At 45.2% G+C, this 20,874-nt stretch carries 22 protein-coding genes, 1 tRNA gene and 1 pseudogene; 10 read left to right on the forward strand and 14 right to left on the reverse strand.

Annotation, left to right across the window (positions count from 1 at the left end; genetic code table 11):
- From TOI97_RS12510 to gloB, 9 genes are all read right to left on the reverse strand, one after another.
- The coding region (locus tag TOI97_RS12510) for a hypothetical protein (RefSeq protein WP_321554472.1) at positions 1–292 on the reverse strand (292 nt) is incomplete at its 3' end.
- A 187-nt stretch (positions 293–479) separates the two neighbouring features.
- Positions 480–1,277, reverse strand: a complete 798-nt coding sequence (gene fabI, locus TOI97_RS12515; RefSeq protein WP_321554473.1) for an enoyl-ACP reductase FabI — start codon at positions 1,275–1,277, stop codon at positions 480–482.
- 27 nt (positions 1,278–1,304) lie between these two features.
- Entirely contained in the window at positions 1,305–2,933 is a 1,629-nt protein-coding gene (locus TOI97_RS12520; RefSeq protein WP_321554474.1) for an ABC transporter ATP-binding protein, read from the reverse strand.
- On the reverse strand, positions 2,911–3,930 hold the full coding sequence (locus TOI97_RS12525; RefSeq protein ID WP_321554475.1) for an ABC transporter permease: 1,020 nt from the start codon (positions 3,928–3,930) through the stop codon (positions 2,911–2,913). Before TOI97_RS12525 ends, TOI97_RS12520 begins: the two co-directional genes overlap by 23 nt.
- A 1-nt stretch (position 3,931) precedes the next feature.
- Positions 3,932–5,020 (reverse strand): microcin C ABC transporter permease YejB, encoded by a 1,089-nt coding sequence (locus TOI97_RS12530; RefSeq protein WP_321554476.1) that lies wholly within the window; start codon positions 5,018–5,020, stop codon positions 3,932–3,934.
- 4 nt (positions 5,021–5,024) lie between these two features.
- Entirely contained in the window at positions 5,025–6,839 is a 1,815-nt protein-coding gene (locus TOI97_RS12535; RefSeq protein WP_321554477.1) for an extracellular solute-binding protein, read from the reverse strand.
- On the reverse strand, positions 6,839–8,665 hold the full coding sequence (locus TOI97_RS12540; protein ID WP_407651356.1) for an extracellular solute-binding protein: 1,827 nt from the start codon (positions 8,663–8,665) through the stop codon (positions 6,839–6,841). Before TOI97_RS12540 ends, TOI97_RS12535 begins: the two co-directional genes overlap by 1 nt.
- 139 nt (positions 8,666–8,804) lie before the next feature.
- Complete coding sequence (locus TOI97_RS12545; protein ID WP_321554479.1) at positions 8,805–10,355, reverse strand: lytic transglycosylase; 1,551 nt, start codon at positions 10,353–10,355, stop codon at positions 8,805–8,807.
- Between the two features lie 81 nt (positions 10,356–10,436).
- On the reverse strand, positions 10,437–11,219 hold the full coding sequence (gene gloB, locus TOI97_RS12550) for a hydroxyacylglutathione hydrolase (RefSeq protein ID WP_321554480.1): 783 nt from the start codon (positions 11,217–11,219) through the stop codon (positions 10,437–10,439).
- Positions 11,220–11,307: 88 nt separating this feature from the next.
- Between gloB and TOI97_RS12555 the strand changes: the two genes are divergently transcribed.
- From TOI97_RS12555 to TOI97_RS12570, 4 genes are all read left to right on the forward strand, one after another.
- Positions 11,308–12,090 (forward strand): methyltransferase domain-containing protein, encoded by a 783-nt coding sequence (locus TOI97_RS12555; RefSeq protein WP_321554481.1) that lies wholly within the window; start codon positions 11,308–11,310, stop codon positions 12,088–12,090.
- Positions 12,080–12,520, forward strand: a complete 441-nt coding sequence (gene rnhA, locus TOI97_RS12560) for a ribonuclease HI (protein ID WP_321554482.1) — start codon at positions 12,080–12,082, stop codon at positions 12,518–12,520. The genes TOI97_RS12555 and rnhA overlap by 11 nt, the downstream gene beginning before the upstream one ends.
- The gene (gene dnaQ / locus TOI97_RS12565; protein WP_321554483.1) at positions 12,517–13,233 is read left to right on the forward strand and encodes a DNA polymerase III subunit epsilon; all 717 of its coding nucleotides are present in this window, start codon (positions 12,517–12,519) and stop codon (positions 13,231–13,233) included. Before rnhA ends, dnaQ begins: the two co-directional genes overlap by 4 nt.
- Positions 13,234–13,583: 350 nt before the next feature.
- Entirely contained in the window at positions 13,584–13,700 is a 117-nt protein-coding gene (locus TOI97_RS12570) for a zinc ribbon domain-containing protein (protein ID WP_321554490.1), read from the forward strand.
- Between the two features lie 11 nt (positions 13,701–13,711).
- Here TOI97_RS12570 and nhaB read toward each other — a convergent pair whose 3' ends face one another.
- The 3 genes from nhaB to TOI97_RS12585 form a co-directional block, all read right to left on the reverse strand.
- Positions 13,712–15,214 carry a sodium/proton antiporter NhaB gene (nhaB, locus tag TOI97_RS12575; protein WP_321554484.1) on the reverse strand — a complete coding sequence of 501 codons (1,503 nt, stop codon included), beginning with the start codon at positions 15,212–15,214 and terminating at the stop codon, positions 13,712–13,714.
- A gap of 198 nt (positions 15,215–15,412) precedes the next feature.
- Complete coding sequence (locus TOI97_RS12580) at positions 15,413–16,135, reverse strand: RNA-guided endonuclease InsQ/TnpB family protein (protein ID WP_321554485.1); 723 nt, start codon at positions 16,133–16,135, stop codon at positions 15,413–15,415.
- A complete protein-coding gene (locus TOI97_RS12585) occupies positions 16,072–16,410 on the reverse strand; it encodes a hypothetical protein (RefSeq protein WP_321554486.1) in 339 nt (112 codons plus the stop codon). Before TOI97_RS12585 ends, TOI97_RS12580 begins: the two co-directional genes overlap by 64 nt.
- Positions 16,411–16,635: 225 nt before the next feature.
- Here TOI97_RS12585 and TOI97_RS12590 point away from each other — a divergent pair, with 225 nt between their 5' ends.
- Together TOI97_RS12590 and nudC are read left to right on the forward strand one after the other, a co-directional pair.
- On the forward strand, positions 16,636–17,448 hold the full coding sequence (locus TOI97_RS12590) for a crotonase/enoyl-CoA hydratase family protein (RefSeq protein ID WP_321554487.1): 813 nt from the start codon (positions 16,636–16,638) through the stop codon (positions 17,446–17,448).
- A gap of 160 nt (positions 17,449–17,608) precedes the next feature.
- The gene (gene nudC, locus TOI97_RS12595) at positions 17,609–18,466 is read left to right on the forward strand and encodes an NAD(+) diphosphatase (protein ID WP_321554491.1); all 858 of its coding nucleotides are present in this window, start codon (positions 17,609–17,611) and stop codon (positions 18,464–18,466) included.
- Here the strand turns inward: nudC and TOI97_RS12600 are convergent.
- Entirely contained in the window at positions 18,428–19,219 is a 792-nt protein-coding gene (locus tag TOI97_RS12600; RefSeq protein WP_321554488.1) for a TSUP family transporter, read from the reverse strand. The two genes, nudC and TOI97_RS12600, sit on opposite strands and share 39 nt — an antisense overlap.
- A gap of 119 nt (positions 19,220–19,338) precedes the next feature.
- Positions 19,339–19,677: pseudogene (gene tnpA / locus TOI97_RS12605) on the reverse strand (IS200/IS605 family transposase); the annotation flags it as partial.
- 102 nt (positions 19,678–19,779) lie between these two features.
- On the opposite strand from tnpA, the gene TOI97_RS12610 reads away from it, so the two are divergent.
- From TOI97_RS12610 to TOI97_RS12625, 4 genes are all read left to right on the forward strand, one after another.
- Positions 19,780–19,986: a hypothetical protein gene (locus TOI97_RS12610; RefSeq protein WP_321554489.1), complete on the forward strand. Its 207-nt coding sequence runs from the start codon at positions 19,780–19,782 to the stop codon at positions 19,984–19,986.
- A complete protein-coding gene (locus TOI97_RS12615) occupies positions 19,983–20,117 on the forward strand; it encodes a hypothetical protein (protein WP_321554493.1) in 135 nt (44 codons plus the stop codon). Before TOI97_RS12610 ends, TOI97_RS12615 begins: the two co-directional genes overlap by 4 nt.
- Positions 20,118–20,119: 2 nt before the next feature.
- Positions 20,120–20,296: a transposase gene (locus TOI97_RS12620; protein WP_407651357.1), complete on the forward strand. Its 177-nt coding sequence runs from the start codon at positions 20,120–20,122 to the stop codon at positions 20,294–20,296.
- 261 nt (positions 20,297–20,557) lie between these two features.
- Positions 20,558–20,634, forward strand: a tRNA-Arg gene (locus TOI97_RS12625).
- Positions 20,635–20,874: the final 240 nt, after the last annotated feature.

The following is a 20,874-nucleotide window of genomic DNA, read 5'->3' on the forward strand; positions in this document are numbered from 1 at the left end:
TCATTTTGTTTGAGAATTGCCATAATCTGGCTCTCAGTGAATTTTGATTTACGCATAGAAAACTCCTTGAGTTCATATTAATGGAATTTTCTACAAATAGCCTCTGTGGTTTTGAGGGGGGATTACAAAACCAACTAACATGATCAATGATCCAGGTTTGAATGTGATCGAAATTGTTTTTTGCAGTGGTAGGGAAAATACTTGCAAATAAAACTAAAACAATGATTAAACAAGCAGAAGTATAAAACACAGTTGGATTTATCGTTCGGCCCGCTTTAGAGGGTGTTTGCACGTTAGATCCTTATGGCATTAAGCGCATTGTTAAAAATGAGCGTGCCATTCTAACAATGTATTTTAAAACTTCATCAAATAATATTTATATACAATATTTTTTAGTATTTTGCGTGCAATAAAAAACCCTCAAAGTGACTTATCAACGATGAGGGTTTTTGATAGCTAAATGAATAGCGTCAATTTAATCAGTCTTCTTCGATGTTGCCCATCGCTGTGGTATTGAAACCGCCATCAACATACATGATTTCGCCACTGATGCCTGAAGCAAGATCAGAGCATAAGAATGCACCTGCGTTGCCCACTTCTTCAATGGTTACGTTACGGCGTAGCGGAGTTTGCTTTTCGTTAGCGGCTAGCATTTTACGGAAGCTTTTGATACCAGATGCTGCCAAGGTACGAATAGGACCTGCTGAAACTGCGTTTACGCGAGTTCCTTCTGGGCCTAAACTACCGGCTAAATAGCGTACACCTGCTTCTAAGCTCGCTTTTGCCATACCCATCACGTTGTAGTTCGGCATTGTGCGTTCTGCACCTAAATAAGTCAGTGTCAGTAGGCTACCATTACGACCTTTCATCATTTCACGGCCAGCTTTGGCCAGTGCAATGAAGCTGTAAGCACTGATGTCATGGGCAATTTTAAAGCCTTCACGGTTAGTTACTTCAGTGAAGTCTCCGTCCAACTGGTCGCTAGGGGCAAAACCTACTGAGTGCACGATGCAGTCCAACCCATCCCATTTTTTCGACAGTTCGATGAATACATTTTCAATATCTTCATCATTTGCTACATCGCACGGGAAGCACATATCTGCTGAAGAGCCCCAACTTTCGGCAAAACCTTCAACACGGCCTTTTAGTTTTTCATTCTGGTAAGTGAAAGCCAACTCTGCGCCTTCACGGTGCATGGCAGCAGCAATACCTGAAGCAATGGAGAGCTTGCTGGCTACACCAACGATTAAAACGCGTTTACCGGTCATAAAACCCATGGTTTTTTCCTTTTTTTGAGTCAATTGTCACAGTTGTGCAGGGCTATTGATAAAAGCCGCTGCTAACAACTGCTGTGTGTAATCTTGCTGTGGTGCAGAAAAAATATTTTTTGCCACACCTTGTTCCACGACACGACCTTGGCGCATCACCAATAGTTGGTGACTTAAGGCCTTGACCACTGCTAAGTCGTGGCTAATAAATATATAAGTTAAGTTGTGTTTACGTTGTAAGTCACGTAGTAGCTCAACCACTTGGCGCTGTACTGTACGGTCAAGGGCGGAGGTGGGTTCATCCAAAATAATTAACTTAGGCTTGAGCACTAAGGCGCGAGCAATAGAAATACGTTGCCGTTGCCCCCCTGAAAACTCGTGAGGATAGCGATAACGTGTTTCTGGGTCGAGCCCCACTTCATGTAATACTTCGATAATGGCTTGCTCTTGTTCTGTGGCATTACCTAGTTTATGGATGTTTAAACCTTCGCCAATGATATCTGAGACGCTCATTCTTGGGCTCAAGCTACCAAAGGGGTCCTGAAAAACCACCTGAATGTCACGGCGCAAAGGGCGGAATTGTTTTTGTGAAAGTTGGCCAATCTCTTGGCCTTGGTAAAAAATTTCTCCCTTACTTTGAATTAAGCGCAAAATAGCTAAGCCTAAAGTGGATTTTCCTGAGCCACTTTCACCTACAACGCCTAAGGTCTGTCCCTGTTGTAGGCTAAAGCTAATACCATCCACCGCTTTTACATAATCTACAGTGCGCTGCAAGATACCTTTTTTAATGGGGAACCAGACCTTAAGATCTTTGATTTCCAAAAGTATTTTGGTGGGCTCATGAGAGACTGGCTCGCCACTAGGTTCAGCACCGAGCAATTCTTGAGTATAAGGGTGTTGTGGTGCGCTAAAAATTTGTTCACAAGATGCTTGCTCAACAATTTCTCCGTCACGCATTACACAGACGCGGTGTGCGAAACGACGCACTAGGTTGAGGTCATGGCTGATCAGCAAGATCGACATGCCTAAGCGCTGCTGTAAGTCTTTGAGCAAGTTTAAAATGGTTTGCTGAACAGTAACATCCAATGCTGTTGTGGGCTCATCAGCAATTAAAAGTTCCGGCTCATTGGCTAGTGCCATGGCAATCATAACCCGTTGGCGTTGACCGCCAGAGAGTTCGTGCGGGTAAGAACTCATACGTTGCTCAGGGTTTTTAATTTCAACGAGCTTGAGCAGCTCTAACGTGCGTGCTGAAGCTTGCTTAGCATTCATACCTTTGTGCAGCATCAAAACTTCATTGATCTGCTTCTCGATGCTGTGCAAAGGGTTGAGTGAGCTCATTGGTTCTTGGAAAATCATAGCAATGCGGTGGCCACGTACTTGACGTAAAGATGCTACAGAACTACTGAGTAAGTCTTTCCCTTGATAGATAATTTTCCCGTTTGGATGCTTAGCAAGAGGATAGGGGAGTAAGCGTAAAATAGAATGGGCAGTGACAGATTTCCCTGACCCGCTTTCGCCTACTAGCGCTAATGTTTCACCTTTATTAATACTGAAGCTGATGTTTTTTATTGCATGCAGCACGTTTGTACCGCTGAGAAAATCAACAGACAAGTCTTCAATACTAACCAGTGCTTGTGGTTTATTTTCTTGGATCGAATGCATCGCGAGCAGCCTCACCAATAAAGACTAATAAACTTAACATCAATGCTAAGACCATAAAGGCGCTGATACCTAACCAAGGCGCTTGCAAATTAGATTTACCTTGGGCTACAAGTTCGCCTAAAGAGGGAGATCCAGGTGGTAGACCAAAACCTAAAAAATCTAGAGCAGTTAAGGTCCCAATCGCACCGGTTAAAATAAAGGGTAAGAAAGTGATAGTGGATACCATGGCGTTTGGTAAAATATGGCGGAACATAATGACACTGTTTTGCATGCCTAAAGCGCGGGCTGCACGCACATACTCTAAATTACGACCGCGTAAAAACTCTGCTCGCACTAAATCCACTAAGCTCATCCACGAGAACAATAGCATGATGCCCAACAGCCACCAAAAGTTTGGCTGAATGAAACTAGCCATAATAATCAATAAGTACAACACCGGTAGCCCCGACCAAACTTCTAAAAAGCGTTGGCCAACAAGGTCAACCCAACCACCATAGAAACCCTGTAAAGCCCCGACAAATACACCAATTAGTGAGCTGATTAACGTGAGTGTTAAGGCAAAGAGTACTGAGATGCGGAAACCGTAAATTACCCGTGCCATTACATCACGGCCTTGATCGTCAGTACCTAACCAGTTTTGCAGTGAGGGTGGTGCCGGCGCTGGTACCTGTAGATCATAGTTAATACTCTCGTAACTAAAAGGGATGATGGGCCAGATCATCCAACCATTCTTTTCTGCAATTAATTCTTGGATATAGGGGCTTTTATAATTCGCTTGCAAGGGGAACTCGCCACCAAAAGTGGTTTCTGGATAACGTTTAACAACAGGGAAGTAGAAATCACCATCGTACTGTACGATGAGGGGCTTATCATTAGCAATAAGCTCTGCACCTAAGGATAAGACAAATAAAATCAAAAAGATCCAAAGTGAATACCAGCCGCGTTTGTGGGCTTTAAAACGGGTAAACCGGCGCTGATTAATGGGAGAGAGAGCCATATCAATTCCCTCTGCTGCTGAAATCAATGCGCGGATCGACTAGGGTGTAAGTGATGTCTCCGATTAACTTAACTAATAGGCCTAGTAGAGTAAATAAGAATAAAGTGCCAAACACCACTGGATAGTCTCGGTTAATGGCTGCTTCAAAACTAAGCAGACCTAAGCCATCTAAAGAAAAAATCACTTCAATCAGCAATGAGCCGGTAAAGAACATACCAATGAAAGCTGCAGGGAAGCCGGCAATAATGATTAGCATGGCATTGCGAAAAATGTGGCCATAGAGCACTTTGTTTTCAGGCAAACCTTTAGCTCGAGCGGTGGTGACGTATTGTTTGTTGATTTCATCTAAAAAGCTATTTTTAGTCAGTAAGGTCAAAGTCGCAAAGTTGCCGATGACTAAGGCCGTTACAGGTAGTGCTAGGTGCCAGAAATAGTCAAGTACTTTCCCTAATACGCTTAAATCTTCAAAATTATTGGAGGTTAGGCCTCTCAAGGGGAACCAACTTAAATAGCTACCACCAGCAAAGACGACTACCAGTAAAATAGCAAATAAGAAGGCAGGAATAGCATAACCTAAAATAATAGCTGAACTGGTCCAGACATCAAAAGAGCTACCATGGCGTACAGCTTTACTGATCCCTAAAGGGATAGAGATTAAGTACATTAATAGCGTGCTCCACAATCCAAGAGATATGGACACTGGCATCTTTTCCAAAATGAGGTCTATGACTTTAGCGTCGCGAAAAAAACTATCGCCAAAATCAAAACGTGCATAATTTTTCAACATGATCCAAAAGCGCTCAATAGGGGGCTTATCAAAGCCATACATACGCTCAATTTCCAGCACTAACTCTGGGTCCAGTCCTTGTGCGCCTCGATAATTGGCTGAGGAGGAGCTGGAAACCTCAGACCCCCCCCCTGAAATCCGTCCTGTGGCACCACCTGCAGCGGCATCAAAGCCTTCTAGCTTAGCAATCATCTGTTCTACAGGGCCACCAGGAGCGGCCTGAATAATAATGAAATTCACCACTAATATGCCCAGCAAGGTGGGAATGATCAGCAACAATCGCCGAATAATATACGCTAGCATGAGTTTATTTGGCCTCAGTTTCAGGGCTTGCAATATTGGGTTTGCGCCACCATGTCATCAGTCCATAGTCATATAAAGGCGCTACTGCAGGTCGCGCTAAATGCTCCCAGTAGGCAATGCGCCAACTATCAATAAAGTAATTGGGGATAACATAGTGCCCCCATAGCAGTACACGGTCTAATGCACGAGCATAGGTGATTAAGTGTTCTCGATTTGGAGCGTTAATTAAACCTTCTACTAAGCTGTCGATAGCAGGATCACTTAAACCAATGAAGTTTCGGCTACCTGGGTTATCGACACTGCTTGAGTGCCAAAAGTCTCGTTGTTCATTGCCTGGGGAGTTAGATTGCGGCCAAATACTGGAGGTCATATCAAAGTCCCGTGAGCGCATGCGGTTAATGTACTGTGAGACATCAGTGCGGCGAATGGTCATTTCTATGCCGAGCTCTGCTAGATTGCGTTTAAAAGGCAGTAGCACGCGTTCTAAGTTCGCTTGAGCAATAATGAATTCAAAAGTTAGCGGTTCACCCTGGGCGTTAACCATTCGGTCATTTTCGATGCGATAACCGGCTTCTTTGAGTAAACGCCATGCTTCTAAGCGTCGCTCACGAATAATACCGCTGCCATCGCTGACAGGTAGTTTAAAGGTTTGAGTAAAAACTTCGTCGGGGATGGAATCGCGTAAAGGCTCTAAGATTTCCAGTTCAGCTGCTGATGGTAAGCCACGAGCTGCAAGATCAGAGTTTTCAAAAAAACTGTGGGTGCGAGTATAAGAACCATAAAATAGTTGTTTATTGGTCCATTCAAAATCAAATAATAAACTAATGGCTTTACGCACCCGAACATCTTTGAACATTGGGCGGCGTATGTTGAAGGTATAGCCTTGCATGCCCACTGGATTATGGTTTTTTACGGATTTTTTAATGATTTTACCGTTGCGTAAGGCCGGCGAGTCGTAACCTGTAGCCCAGTCTTTAGCAGAATATTCTAGATTGAAATCAAATTGACCGGCTTTAAACGCTTCTAGCGCTACGGCCATGTCGCGGTAGTAATCAATATGAATTACATCAAAGTTGTACAAGCCTTTTGAGACGGGAAGGTCTTTAGCCCACCAGTCATCCACGCGTTCGTAGCGTAAACTGCGGCCTGCATCAATACGGGTTAAGCGGTAAGGGCCGCTACCCAAAGGGGCTTCTAAACTGGTTTTGGTAAAGTCACGCTTGGCCCACCAGTGCTTAGGTAAAATTTGTAACTGGCCAAGGATTAAGGGTAGTTCACGGTTGTTATTGTGTTTAAAATCAAAACGCACCTGTAGGTGATTCTCCACTACAACTTCAGCAACATCAGCATAGTAGTGGCGATATAGTGGATGACCTTTTTCGACTAAGGTGTTGAAAGTAAAGCGTACATCTTCAGCAGTGACAGGTTTGCCATCATGAAAGCGTGCTTTGGGGTTTAAGTAAAAACGTACAAAACTATTGTCATCAGCTTTTTCAATACGTTCGGCTAGCAAACCGTACTCAGTAAAAGGCTCATCGGCGGAGTGGTAGGTTAGGGTGTCGTAAATGAGGGCAATGCGATCGGCAGCATTACCTTTAGGAATAAAAGGATTAAGGCTATCAAACCCATTGAGGCCAGCTAAACGTAAGGTTCCACCTTTAGGAGCTTGGGGGTTGGTGTAATCAAAATGGGTAAAATTACTAGGGTATTTAGGTGCTTCATCATAGAGCGTCATAGCATGCTGCGCTGCGGCCCAAGCATTAGCGCTACATATTAAAAAAGCAAGTGACAAACAACTGTTGCGTAACACAGTTAACATTAGTGATTCTCCGTAGGTTTTAACCACCATGCTCGTAAGCCCAAGGTATAGGGAGGGGTGTGTACAAAGTCAAAACGGTTTCGGTAAGCAATTCGATGATGACTAATATACCAATTTGGAATGCTGTAGTAGTTCCAGAGTAAAGCACGGTCTAAGGCGCGTGTTGCAGTGCGTTGCTCGCGATAGCTAGTAGCCTTGAGCAGTTGTTCCAATAAATCATCAATTACGGGGCTGTTTACTCCAGCATAATTTTTACTGCCCTTAACATTAGCTTGGGATGAATGGAAATACTGCCATTGCTCTAATCCTGGACTCAAGGTTTGTGGCAAGGTTAATAAGGTGATATCAAAATCAAAATTATCCAAACGTTGTTTATATTGAGCACGGTCTACAGTGCGCATTGTGGCGTCAATACCTACACGCTTCAGTGTGTTGAGGTAGGCCTGCAAAATACGTTCTAGACGAGGATTCAGCAGTAGAATTTCTAATTTCAGTTGTTCACCATGTCGATTTTTTAAACCATGGGAGGTGGTTTTCCAACCGGCTTGGGCTAATAAATCTAGAGCTTTGCGCAATGTATCTCGTGGAATACCACGACCGTTTGTTGGTGTGAGTACAAAAGGTTGTCTGAATAACTCAGGTGGCAGCTCTGTACGCCACTTAGATAACAGTAGCCACTCGTTACCCTTAGGAATATCACGCGCAGAAAAATCACTGTTTGGATAATAACTCTGTGCGCGGGTGTAAGCGCTATTGAATAAAGTACGATTGGCCCACTCAAAATCAAATAGTAAAGTTAAGGCTTCGCGCGTTGCCCTGTCGTGAAATTGGACTCTGCGGGTGTTGATGAATAAGGCTTGGGTTTGCGTTGGGATTTTGTGTTCAATTTCAGCGCGGATAATTTCACCCTTGGCGATGGATGGAAAACGGTAATTGCTAGCCCAGTTTTTAGCTTGGTGTTCTATATAAAAATCAAAGCTGCCGACTTTAAAAGCTTCAAAAGCGACGTGTTTATCACGATAAAAATCTACAATGACTTTATCAAAGTTATATTTGCCACGGTTGACGGCTAGGTCTTCGCCCCACCAATTTTTGACGCGTTCGAAGACCAAACTACGAGCGGGTTTGACCTCAGTTATTTTATAGGGGCCACTGCCCAATGGTGGAGTGAAAGTGGTTTTACTAAAATCTTTATCACGCCAGTAGTGTTCTGGTAAGACTGGTAAATCACCGATGCGTAAAATCAACAAAGGGTTACCTTCACGTTTAAAAACAAAACGAATGCGGTGAGGGGCAAGAATATCAACCCGCTGCACTTCTTGCAGGTAAGTGCGGTATTGGGGGTGACCTTGAGTTAATAGAGTACGGTAAGAGAAGGCAACGTCTTTGGCTGTAATGGGGGTGCCATCATGAAAGCGAGCCTCTTTACGCAGATTAAAGACTACCCAACTGCGGCTTTTATTGTATTGTACGCTTTCTGCTATTAAACCGTATGCACTGGCGGGCTCGTCACCTGAAGGATCATAGAGTCCACTGCCAACCATTAATGGTTCGTTGAGTTCGCTGATGCCATAGCTAGCAAAGTCTGCAGTTGAAATAGGGCTGTTGCCTTTTAAAGTATAAGGGTTGAGGGTATCGAAGGAGCCGTAACCCATCAGGCGTACAGTCCCGCCTTTGGGGGCCTTAGGGTTAACCCAGTCAAAATGAGTAAAGTTAGCACTATATTTGAGTTTGCCGAACTGTGCATAGCCGTGACTGGTCACTACATCAGCAAACGCATGATGGCTCAATAAAAGCACGCCAAGGATGTAAAAAAATACGCGCATAACCATCAATCCTTCATTAAGAGCAGTAACACGATAATTTCGCAGTAAGTTTATTCGATAAGCCTACAAGGTGAGAGTGCTTTACAGCACTGCACGACGTGTAAAGTGTCACATGATTCCTATGAATACCCTAGTATAACTACAGGTAGAGCGCTAGAGTTTGGCCTGGTTTTAGGTGAGTACTGGTTTTAGGATTCCAATTTTTTAGTTGTTCAAGAGTGATTTTGTGTCGCTTGGCTATGGCATATAATGAATCGCCAGGACGCACCTTATAATGAGACGCTTTTGCGCGCTTTACAGTATTGCTGTTGACGGCTAACGCAAGACTTTGACCGACTTTAATGGTGTTAGATGAAAGCTTGTTCCAGTTTTTAATTTGCGCAACAGACACATTATGGCGCGCAGCAATTTGTGACAAGCTATCGCCAGGGCGTACAGTATAGGTTGTTTTTGCGCTGGCTTGCTGAGTGTTTTGTGCGATAACTGTCGCACCTGGACTTACAGGGATATTGAGTTCTTGATCAATGCTGAGATTGTGATCATTCAGGTTGTTGAGTTCTTGAATAAGGGATATAGACACATTGTATTGGCCAGCAATACGCAACAGGTTATCACCTCGACGTACCTTGTGCTTGTGCCATTGCACCAGCTCGCTGGGCTTCATTTGAGCCAGTTTAACAGTCAAGATTTCTGCATGATCCTTAGGTACAAGTAGGTGTTTGGGGCCGTCTAATGTGATGCCTTGGTTGTAGGCTGGATTCAGTTTAAGTAGCTCAGCCTTATCAATTTTAGCCAGCTGGGCTAGGCGCTTGATATCTGTTTGTTGTTTGAGAGGAATTTGAGTGAAATAAGGCTCATTTGCAATAGGTTGTAGCGCTAGGCCGTAAGCGTCTGGAGCATTAATCAGTTGAGATACTGCCAGCAGTTTAGGTACATAACCTTGGGTTTCTTCTGGCAGACTGAGGTTCCAATAGTCAGTTGGTAAGCCGCGAGCGATGTTGCGTTCAATCGCACGGCTAACGGTTCCTTCCCCTGCGTTGTAAGCAGCCAAAGCCAGCAACCAATCACCATTAAACATGTTGTTTAAATATTGCAGGTAATCGAGCGCAGCTTGGGTTGACGCCATAATGTCGCGGCGAGCATCATACCAATGGGATTGCTTGAGCTTGAAGTGGCGACCGGTGGAGGGGATGAATTGCCATAAGCCTGCGGCATGGGAGCGTGAGTAAGCTAGTGGGTCATAAGCACTTTCAATCATTGGCAGCAAGGCTAGCTCTAGAGGCATATCACGCGCTTCTAGATTTTCAACAATGTAGTACATGTAAGGGCTGCTGCGTTCTGACATGATTTCAATGGAGCGGCCGCGGCTGGCAAACCATAAACGATGTTGGTCAATCCGAGGGTTGGTATCCATTAAACCTTGGAGTTGGAAACCATCACGAATACGTTGCCATATATCTACTTCATTGCCGAGTACAGATGCTTTCCAGTTGCGGGCATTTTTTGCATGAGTCACAACTGTATTTTTACTGGCTTGACTGTTGGAGGCCCTAATACTTATTGGTTCATCTACGGCATTAAAGGATTGGCAACCTGTAGCAAAAAGAGTGCTCACTAAAAGGGCACTCAATAAGGTCGTACGGCGTAGCGGGTTGAGTACAGTAGTAAAAGAGCGATTAATAATGAGCATTAGGCAGTGAGTCTCGTAAAATATGCGCAATTCTAGAAAGTGTTTAGTTGTATGGTCAAGTTGAACAGTGAAACGCAGCTCTCAAAATGTATCTTTCCATGATCGAAGCGAGCCGAATACCGCATGGTTTTCGGTTAGGCGCATTTTCGCATGTTGCTCTGCTGCTTGAATAACTGCTGGTACTTTGCAGCGTAGAAAAGGGTTAGTCCGCTTTTCTAAAGCTAAGTTGCTCGGCAGGGTGATTTTGTCTGCTTTACGCAGTGCGGTGACCTCAGTAATACGTGTTTGTATATCAGTGTTGTAAGGTTCGACAGCCTGAGCAAAGTGTAGGTTACTTAAAGTATATTCATGTGTGCAGTACACCAAGGTAGGATCTGGTAGAGCCGCTAGGCGTTCGAGTGAAGTAAACATCTGTTCGGAACTTCCTTCAAACATACGGCCACAACCTGCGGCAAATAAAGTATCACCACTGAGTAGCCAAGGTTGTTTATAGGTATCTTGGCAATAATAAACTACGTGACCTAAGGTATGTCCTGGTACAGCGAAAACCTGTACGGTAGAGCCCAGAACATTAATGATAGCGTTATCATCCACTGGATGGTCTAAGCTTGGAATTTTCTCGCGAGCGGGGCCCGTTACTCGTGCTTGAGTGGCTTGCTTTAACTGTGTGACTCCGCCTACGTGATCATAATGGTGATGAGTGATCAAGATGTCTGTGAGTTGCCATTGAGGGTTTTCTGCTAACCAAGTTAAGACTGGCTGTGCATCACCAGGATCAACCACTGCGCACTGCAGGCGCTGGGTGTTTTGCAGCAGCCAGATATAGTTATCATTAAATGCGGGCAGGGCGGTAAAGGTCAGCATGTGATGCTCCTTGATGGCAAATTAAACAAGCTTAACATGTTGGGGGGCGTGTATTTCCCAATACAACAGATCAAGCAGGTATCGGTTTATGAAATTACAGCGATTTTTAAATTTCTTATCGCGTCCGCATAAAAATCGAGCTCAACCTTTAGCACATTGGTTTAGAACGGCAAAGGGGCAGCTGCTAGGGAAAATGGAGCGAGAGCTGCTTGAAGCACAATTAGTTCGTCATTTTGGCAGTTATATTTTGCATTACAACCCTGTAGTTCCTATTGTTGCAGCCCCTAGTATTAGGCAGAGTGTCAGCATAGGTGATCCGCAGATCAATGTGGAAATGCAATGTACTGAAAATAAGTGGCCCGTGGCTGCCGATGCAGTGGATGTGGTTGTGCTGCAGCATAGTTTAGATTTTGCTCGCTCTCCGCATGATGTACTGCGTGAGGCCGCACATTGTGTACGCCCAGGGGGGCACTTAATTATTGTAGGCAGCCATACTTGGAGCTTATTCGGTGTGTACCGTTTCTTAAGTTGCAATGTTTGGAAGGACGCTCATTATTTAGCGCCTGCGCGTATTACTGACTGGCTTAGTGTTCTCGGCTTTAGCGTGGAAAAACGTTGCTATGCTGCTTATATACCTTTATTAACAGCCAGTAAACTGCAAAATAAATTGGCTCGTTTAGAGCACTATGCGGTTGCTCGACAGCTCCCCTTGGGTGGATGTTATATGTTGGTGGCGCGTAAAATGGTGCATGGTATGCATCCAAAGATGCAATCATCTAAAGTGGCTTTACAAAAATTACGAACTACCGCGGTTACTGCGCATACGCCTTATCCAAAAAACTTTAAACATAGCGAAGAATATGACAGATAAAGTGGAGATTTTTACCGATGGTGCTTGTAAAGGGAATCCAGGACCTGGTGGCTGGGGTGCATTGTTGGTGTACAAGGGCAAAGAAAAAGAATTATGGGGGGGGGAAATCGAAACAACCAATAACCGTATGGAGCTAATGGCCGCAATTCGTGGATTGGCTGAGCTGAAAAGACCTTGTGCAGTGCGTCTGGTCACTGATTCAAAGTATGTTATGCAAGGGATTCAAGAGTGGATGCCTAATTGGAAAAAGCGAGGTTGGAAAACTTCAGCCAAGCGCCCAGTGAAAAATGTAGATCTCTGGCAGCGATTGGATGAGCAGGTGGCTCGCCATGAGATTGAGTGGGAGTGGGTGCGCGGACATACAGGGCATCCAGGAAATGAGCGAGCTGATGCTTTGGCCAATCGTGGTGCAGAGGAGGTTATCGTGTGAGATATGTTGTCTTAGATACAGAAACGACAGGTATGCCGGTTACGGATGGGCATCGCATTATTGAGATTGGTTGCGTGGAAATTGTCGGTAGACAGCTTACGGGTCGTCATTATCACGTTTATATTCAGCCAGATCGTGAAATTGATGAGGGCGCCATTGCTGTTCATGGAATTACTGATGAGTACCTGAAAGACAAGCCGCGCTTTAAAGATATTGCTGACGAGTTTTATGAGTTTATTCAAGGGGCTGAACTGGTCATTCATAACGCTCCCTTTGATATTGGCTTTATCAATAATGAGTATGCTTTATTAGGCCAGAAGGAGCGTGCCGATATTACTGCTGGCCACTGTACCGTTTTAGATACTTTGGTTATGGCACGTGAGCGTCACCCAGGGCAACGCAACAGCTTGGACGCTTTGTGCAAGCGTTATGGAGTGGATAACTCTGGGCGCGAACTGCATGGTGCTTTACTTGATGCTGAGATTCTAGCGGAAGTGTATTTGGCCATGACGGGGGGGCAGACCCACTTATCATTGGCTGGTGATGGTGGGGATGATGGCTCTGGTTATGTTCGTCCAACCGCAATCAAGCGTATTGCAATGGATAGGCCGCCGTTAACTGTACTGGCGCCGACAGAAGAAGAGTTAGAAGCGCATCAACAGTTTATAGAGCGTATAAAGCAAGCTAGCGGGAAAGAGCTAGTCTGGGATTGATTGCTGTATCCTACTAAAAATAAGGCCGCACACTGAATGATTTAGGTGTGCAGCTTTTTATTGGGGTGTGCAAGACTTTGTACTTTGAGTGCGAAGATGGATGGCTTAGTGTGCGTAAGCGGTCCTACTGAGGGCTTGTTTGCTGCTCAATATTTTGCTGCTCAATATATTGTCGGATTACTGTAAAAGGCGCACCGCCGACACTCTCTTTGTGTAATAACTGGGACTCTACAGTGTGTTTTCATGTGCGCAGGTTTGCCAGCTCGGGGTGTACCTGCTTTAGTTTGCGACTTGATACACCCTATGACAGCCTGTCCAAATCGAGAACGTAAGGTACTGCAGGGCTTGGAATAAGCGAGTGGACGTGCAGTGGATGCAGTGCCACTCACGACCGCGATATAAATGCGGCGCGAAATATTCTCGCGGTCGTGCATGGTTGTCTAGCAGTAGGAATCCTTGTTCTTTAGTCGGGGGGATATCAAGCCCAGTGTGTCACGGCCCACCAACCGACCAAGCTCATAATTACAGCGTAGGGGAATGCCATATAAGCCATCCGGCCGTAAGATAAGCGTATCAGAGGTGAAATCGCTGAGGTCAGTAAAAACAAGAAAGCTGCTTGCCCGTTTGGCGTGGCAACACTGGGTAAGTTAGTCCCTGTGTTGATAGCGATGGCTAATAGGTCAAAGTGTTCGCGACTCATCTGTCCAGCAGCAAACGCTTTTTCTACCTCAGTGATATAAATAGTGGCAACAAACACGTTATCACTGATTGCTGAGAGGATACCGTTGGCTGCAAATAACATCGAAGGCTGTTGATCAACGGGTAGGCTGAGCACCCAGCCAATAACAGGTGCAAACAAGCTTTGCTCTTGAATGACAGCAACTACAGCAAAGAACACTACGAGTAAGGCGGTAAAAGGGAGTGCGTCTTGAAAAGCGCGACCGATTTGATTTTCGTCTGTAATTCCGTTTAACGATGTTATCAAGACAATTACCAGTAATCCAATTAGGCCTACTTCAGCGACATGAAATGCTAAACCAAGCATTAAGACAATAGCAGCGGCACCTTGAATAACTAGAGCTGCTTTCTGTGAACTGGTGCGACGCTTGCGCTCTTCTTGGTCAAAATCAGCCAGTACTTTACGTACTGGGCGTGGTAATTTAGCTCCATAGCCAAACCAGTTCATTTTCTCTAGCAGCAAGCAAGTACACAGCCCAGTAAAAAATACTGGCATGGCTACAGGGTACATATGCATAAAGAATTCGCCAAAGTCCCAGCCCATAGTTTTACCAATCAGGAGGTTTTGAGGTTCACCAACAATGGTGCTTACACCTCCTAAAGCCGTACCAACAGCTGCATGCATTAACAAACTGCGTAAAAAAGCGCGGAACTCTTCTAAATGTTCACGGTGAAGTTCGATAACTTCAGTATCTGAACCGTAGTTACTATCCTCGCGGGGACTCTTGCCTGAGGCAACCTTGTGGTATACCGAATAAAACCCTACAGCAACACTGATGAGTACGGCGGTAACCGTTAGAGCATCAAGAAAGGCAGAAAGAAAAGCAGCTAAGGCGCAGAATAATAAACTGAGCAGTGATTTAGATTTAACCTTGAGTAAAATCTGTGAAAACACTGTCAGAAGGAGTTCCTGCATGAAGTAAATACCCGCGACCATAAACATCAATAGCAGAATCACAGGGAAGTTTTGTAACAGTTCTGCGTATAGAGCGTCGGGAGTAGCTAGGCCCATTACGATAGCTTCTACAACCAGTAAGCCCCCAGGTTGTAGTGGATAACACTTAAGCGCCATTGCCAAAGTAAAAATAAATTCAGCCACCAATAACCAACCAGCTACCGCAGGGCCTAAACTCAGGAGGACAAAGGGGTTAAGGATTAAAAAGAAGACAATTGTTTGTTTATACCAAGTGGGTGACTGCCCCAGGAAGTTGCGCCCCAAAGCGCCGGCAAAAGTATTGGACATTGATAGTATTTCCCTAAAAAGATCCACCCACATTCGGGCAATGGATCGAACTGTGTATAAGTGTATCAAAATATTTCTTAGGGCGTATTGATTGCTTTAAGCGCTATAGTGACAATCAGAACGGCGTCGACATTGTTATGCTGCTTGTTATAGTGAGTGCCGCAGGAAGATAGACGTGTAGTTGATATCCTCCCCGACCTAAAGGACGAGGATTCCTACTGCTAGACGACCATGCCCAGCCGCCAGAATGTTACGTGCCGCGTTGATATCGCGATCATGGGTGACACCACACCCATTGCACGTCCATTCTCTTATTCCAAGTCCTGCGATACCTTTCGGCCTCGACTCGGGCAAACTGCCACAATTCGAACAGGTTTGGGTGGTGTATGCCTCGTTTACTTCCTTAAAAACAATGCCTGCGTGAGCGCATTTATAGTCCAGCATTGTTTTTAATTGACCCCAGCCAGCGTCCAGCACTGACTTGACCATCGTGATTTTAACAAGTTTTAAGCTACTGACATTGCCCACATAGATTTCACCGCAGCGATTAACTAGCTTACGGCTGAACTTGTGCAATGCATCTTTTCTACGGTTAGCGATTTTCGCGTGAATGGTTTTGACTTGGGTTTTATTTCTGGCTCGTTGAGCGATGGCCAGCTTTTCCTCAAGGCCACGATAGAAGCGGTCCGCTTCCAGCTTGGTGCCGTCCGAGCAGGTAGCTGTATCAATTAAGCCAAGGTCAATACCGATGCGGTCTTGGCCTTTGCTTGGTTCGATCTCCATATCAACCACAACATTGAAGTACCAGCGGCCACGGGCATCTTCGTTGAAGCTACCAGAGCGGAATTTATATTGGCTCAGGCCGTAGCTGTCCCACACCTTGAAGTAGTGGCCATTATGGTAGGCCTGCCGTTTTTCCATTGAGCTGCACCGGTATTGACGGGTATCCAGCCCAGTGAGCGGCTTACACCGCCTGATTTGCGCCAGTTCAGCCGCACCTTCTTAAACTGCTTGCGGCGTGTGACATACTCACCTGCAACGCACTGCAAGGTTTGGCTTTGCAGCACAAGCTCTTTACCTGCGCCCTTAGTGTAGGGATGCGTATCAAAAGCAGACAAAAACACACCTCGCTCTTTAATCGAGCGTTGACTTAACTCATTAACAAAGTTCCAGATGAAATTAACGCTGCGAGCCATGCGGTTTAGCAAGGGCACATGCCTGTCTCGTACTCGAACTTTTAATGTTTTGGTGTGCCTTATCATGCTGTATATAATACCAACACAACCTATACTGCAAAGACTTTAGCGGCCTATTAAGGGGTTAAGGGGCTGCTTACGCAGCCCTCGCTATCCATCCCGCACTAAAAGTACGAGGTCTTACGCGATTTTGATAATAAAAATTAACCATTAGGAAATCATACAGTGACTCAATACAGTGCATTTAATCTTGAGCTCCGAGAGGGCATTGCTCATGTTCAAATTAACCGTCCAGAAAAAATTAATGCCATGAATGCCGCGTTTTGGACTGAAATTCGCGATATTTTTATATGGATTGAAGAAACGCCTGAGGTGCGTGTAGTAGTGCTATCTGCTGTGGGTAAACATTTTTCATCGGGTATTGATTTGATGTATTTGGCGCAAGTTGGGGCGCAATTAGGTAAGGAGGTTGGGCGCAACGCGCGTACTTTAAAGCGTAAAATTGAAGAGTTGCAGTCGTCTTTCAATGCGGTCGATGAGTGTTCTAAACCAGTGCTTGCTGCAATCCAGGGGTACTGTCTGGGTGGTGCTATTGATTTGATTAGTGCCTGTGATATGCGCTATAGCACCATTGACGCACAGTTTGCAATCAAAGAAGTTGATATGGGAATGGCTGCAGATGTCGGGACGTTGCAGCGCTTGCCGCATATCATCGGTGACGGGATGATGCGTGAGTTGGCTTATACTGGTCGCACCGTCTTGGGCGATGAAGCGCACCGTATTGGGTTGGTGAATAGTACTTTCATTGATCAAGAGGAATTAATGGGTGGAGTTTTTAACATTGCGCGTACTATTGCTGAGAAATCTCCTATTGCAGTGCAAGGCAGTAAAGAAATGATTCGCTATATGCGTGACCATAGCATCGCTGATGGCCTCAATTATATTGCAACTTGGAATTCCGTTATGTTGCAGTCAGAGGATTTACGTATTGCAATGACTGCACATATGAGCAAGAAGCAGCCTGAGTTTAAAGACTAGTCAGCAGCTTGTGGATGGTCTAAGTAAGCTAGTTGGCTTAGACCTGATTGCGATGGTGATTGCTTACTTAAATGCGCATTGCCACAGTTTTAGGATTAAGTTGGCGCGTCTTATTACTCAGTGCTATTTGTATTTACATTCAACAACTGGGCAGGTGCTTATGACGACAACAGAACAAAAAAATAAAAACTGGCAACATGGTATGCCGAGCTTAGCGGAACCTAATGGTCTTGCAGTCGCACATTACCGTATGGGGTTTCTGGGAAATGAGCAGGGTTTGATTTTTCCGCGAGAATGGCTGCGGGAACAGCTTGCAAGTTATATTATTGATGAGCAGGGTGTGGGGCATTTAAATGGTGAGCCAGTCTATGTTTTTGAGCTACAAGGGCGTGTAGAAGTGCCTAGCATGGCTTGGGAAAGTATGCGTCATTTTATGATGGATAAACAGTTTACTTTATTTCGCTTGCTTGCTTTTGCTAGCCAGATGGGGACTTGGGCGCGTGAACACCGTTTTTGCGGAAGTTGTGGGGCTCGGATGCAACAATCTACAGAGCATAGGGTGCGTTTTTGTGAGCCTTGTCGTGTCTATCAGTACCCGCGATTGTCGCCTTGTATGATTGTGGTTGTAACCCGGGGGGATGAGATTTTATTGGGGCGTTCTCCACGTTTTGTGCCAGGTATGTATAGTGCGCTTGCGGGGTATGCTGAGCCGAATGAAACGATTGAGGGGTGTGTAGAGCGAGAGGTGTATGAAGAGACCAAAGTTAAAGTTAAAAATATTCGTTATGTTGGAAGTCAGAATTGGCCTTACCCGCATTCTATGATGTTTGGTTTTCATGCTGAGTATGCCGGTGGTGAAATAGTGCCAGAACCTGAGGAAATTGAAGATGCGCAATGGTTTAACGTGCGTGATTTGCCACTTTTACCGCCCAAAAACTCAATTGCTCGGTATCTGATAGATTTGTATGTTAATGAGCGTTTAGGTCCCGGCTATACCGAACCAGTGTTGCCAAGCTAAACGTGCTGCTAAAGTCATCACAATAAGGATGAAAACTGGGCGGATTAAACGGTTGCCGCCGCCAATGGCGACTCGAGCTCCGACGGTGGCGCCTAACATTAAGGCAACGCCCATGCTAAGGCCGACACTCCAAGCAACGTTTCCGCTGATAATAAACATACTCAGTGCGGCGCCATTGCTAATAAAGTTCATCGAGCGCGCCACACCGCTGGCGCGTAATAAGTCTAGGGGGTAGAGCAGTAAGGTACTGACAGTCCAAAATGCACCAGTGCCTGGGCCGGCTACACCATCATAAAAGCCTAAAGTAAAACCTTGTGGGTATTGGCGTATGGTTTTGATCTTGGGGGCTGTATTGTCTTTGACTTCAGGAGTGCGCCCGAAGAGCAGATACAAAGCGCAAGCAAACACTATAATTGGAAGCATTTGGTTTAGCCACTGAGCTGGTAACTGCTGAGCTAAGATGGCGCCTATCGTAGCGCCTGCACCTGTTGCCCATAAACAGCGCTTCCATTGCTTGGGGTTAAACAAACCTTTTCGGTAAAAAGTAAAGCTAGCTGTTGCTGAACCAAAAGTGGCGCAGAGTTTGTTGGTGCCAAGGACTAAGTGTGGAGGTAGACCGGCCATCAGTAATGCTGGAATAGTCAGTAAGCCACCGCCTCCTGCAATCGCATCAATAAATCCAGCAATAAAAGCCACGGCAATCAGAATCAGCAGTGTATGCGGATCTGTTGCCATACTTAGTGTGAAAGACATAGAAACCTTCGGTTTGGTGTGGGTTGATGTAATGGGGAGTCGTAAAGTATTTTATCAAAATCGCGTAAGACTTCGCACTTTTAGTTTGAGGTTGGATAGCGAGGGTTGCTTCTGCAACCCTACTGGGGGTTTGTCTGCTGCTCAATGTATTGCGGGATCACTGCAATAGGCGCTCTGCCTACGCTGCTAGCATAGTAACCCGGACTCCATAATGCATTTTTCATGTATGCAGACTTAACCCACTCAGGATGCATTTGTTTAAGTCGGGGGCTTGATACGCCTTTCAAGCTATTTACTAAGCGTGATACAGAAACCTTGGGAGGAAAGTCTACCAGAAGGTGTGCGTGGTCAGCTTCGCCATTAAATAAGCGATTTTAGGTGTTGACTGCTGAACACAGCACCTCGGTACTTAGTAGCAAAGACCTAAAGTGAGCATGGAATTCAAAAACACAGTTTCTTCGTCTGGAATTTTGTTAATGAATTAAGTCAACGCTCGATTAAAGAGCGTGGTGTGTTTTTGGCTGCTTTTGATAACTAAGGGTGCAGGTAAAGGGCTGGGCTTGCACAATCAGACCTTACAGTGCATCGCGGGCGAGTATGTCACGCGCCGTAAGCGGTTTAAGAAAGCGCGGCTGAACTGGCGCAAATCAGGCGGCGCTAGGCGTTCGCTGGGCTGGATTCCCGTTAATACACTGCAGCGCAGTGGGAAAATGGTCAGGTCTACCACAGCGGCCATTATTTTAAAGTGTGGGACAGCTACGGCTTGAACCAATACAAGTTTCACTCGGCCAGTTTCAATGAAGATGCCCGTAGCCGCTGGTGCTTCAATGTTGTGGTTGCTATGGAGGTCGAGCCAACCAAAGGCCAAGACCGCATCGGTGCCTTGAGGAAAAGCTAGCCATAGCTCAACGAGCCAGAAATAAAACCCAAGTCAAAACCATTCACGCGAAAATCGCTAACCATAGAAAAGACGCATTGCACAAGTTCAGCCGTAAGCTGGTCAATCGCTGCGGTGAAATCTATGTGGGCAATGTCAGTAGCTTAAAACTCGTTAGAGTTGAAACTGTAAGGGCTTGATTGAGGTGGGACTAAAAGATGTTGTGGCGGCTAAGGGGTTGCTTGGTCGGTCTGGGGGGTATAAGTTTGGTTAAAGTATGTGGGTATGATAGTTCGCCGGTGGAATTGTTTTACTTGATAGGCTTATAGAGAGGCGGGTTTGTAGATTGAAATTTGGCCGTGGCGCATGACAATTACTATCTATATAGGTATGATTATTCGTTGTTGTAGCTGAACAATAATTACATTTTAAGTAATTTAGTTCTGGATGCCAAAAGTTCGCCGCCCTTAGCTCAGCTGGATAGAGCATTCCCCTCCTAAGGGAAAGGTCGTAGGTTCAAATCCTGCAGGGCGGGCCAGATAGACGATTAATGCTGGTTTTAATTGTCTGCTTTGCTCAAGATAGGTTGTATTTGTAGAGAAGCTCTGCCTCTTCTGCAGGGGTGTCTGGGGTTGAGACTAATAGTTTTTGAAAAAGGCTTTACAGCTTTTTAAAAACCTGTAGAATGCGCACCTCGTTAGGCAAACACAGTAATAACTGCTTAGCGTAAGAGTTTGATTCTTAAGGAAAAATCTTAAAAATTAAACTTGACAGGCTG

The organism is Denitrificimonas halotolerans, from assembly GCF_034259425.1.
Classification (GTDB): domain Bacteria; phylum Pseudomonadota; class Gammaproteobacteria; order Pseudomonadales; family Pseudomonadaceae; genus Denitrificimonas; species Denitrificimonas halotolerans.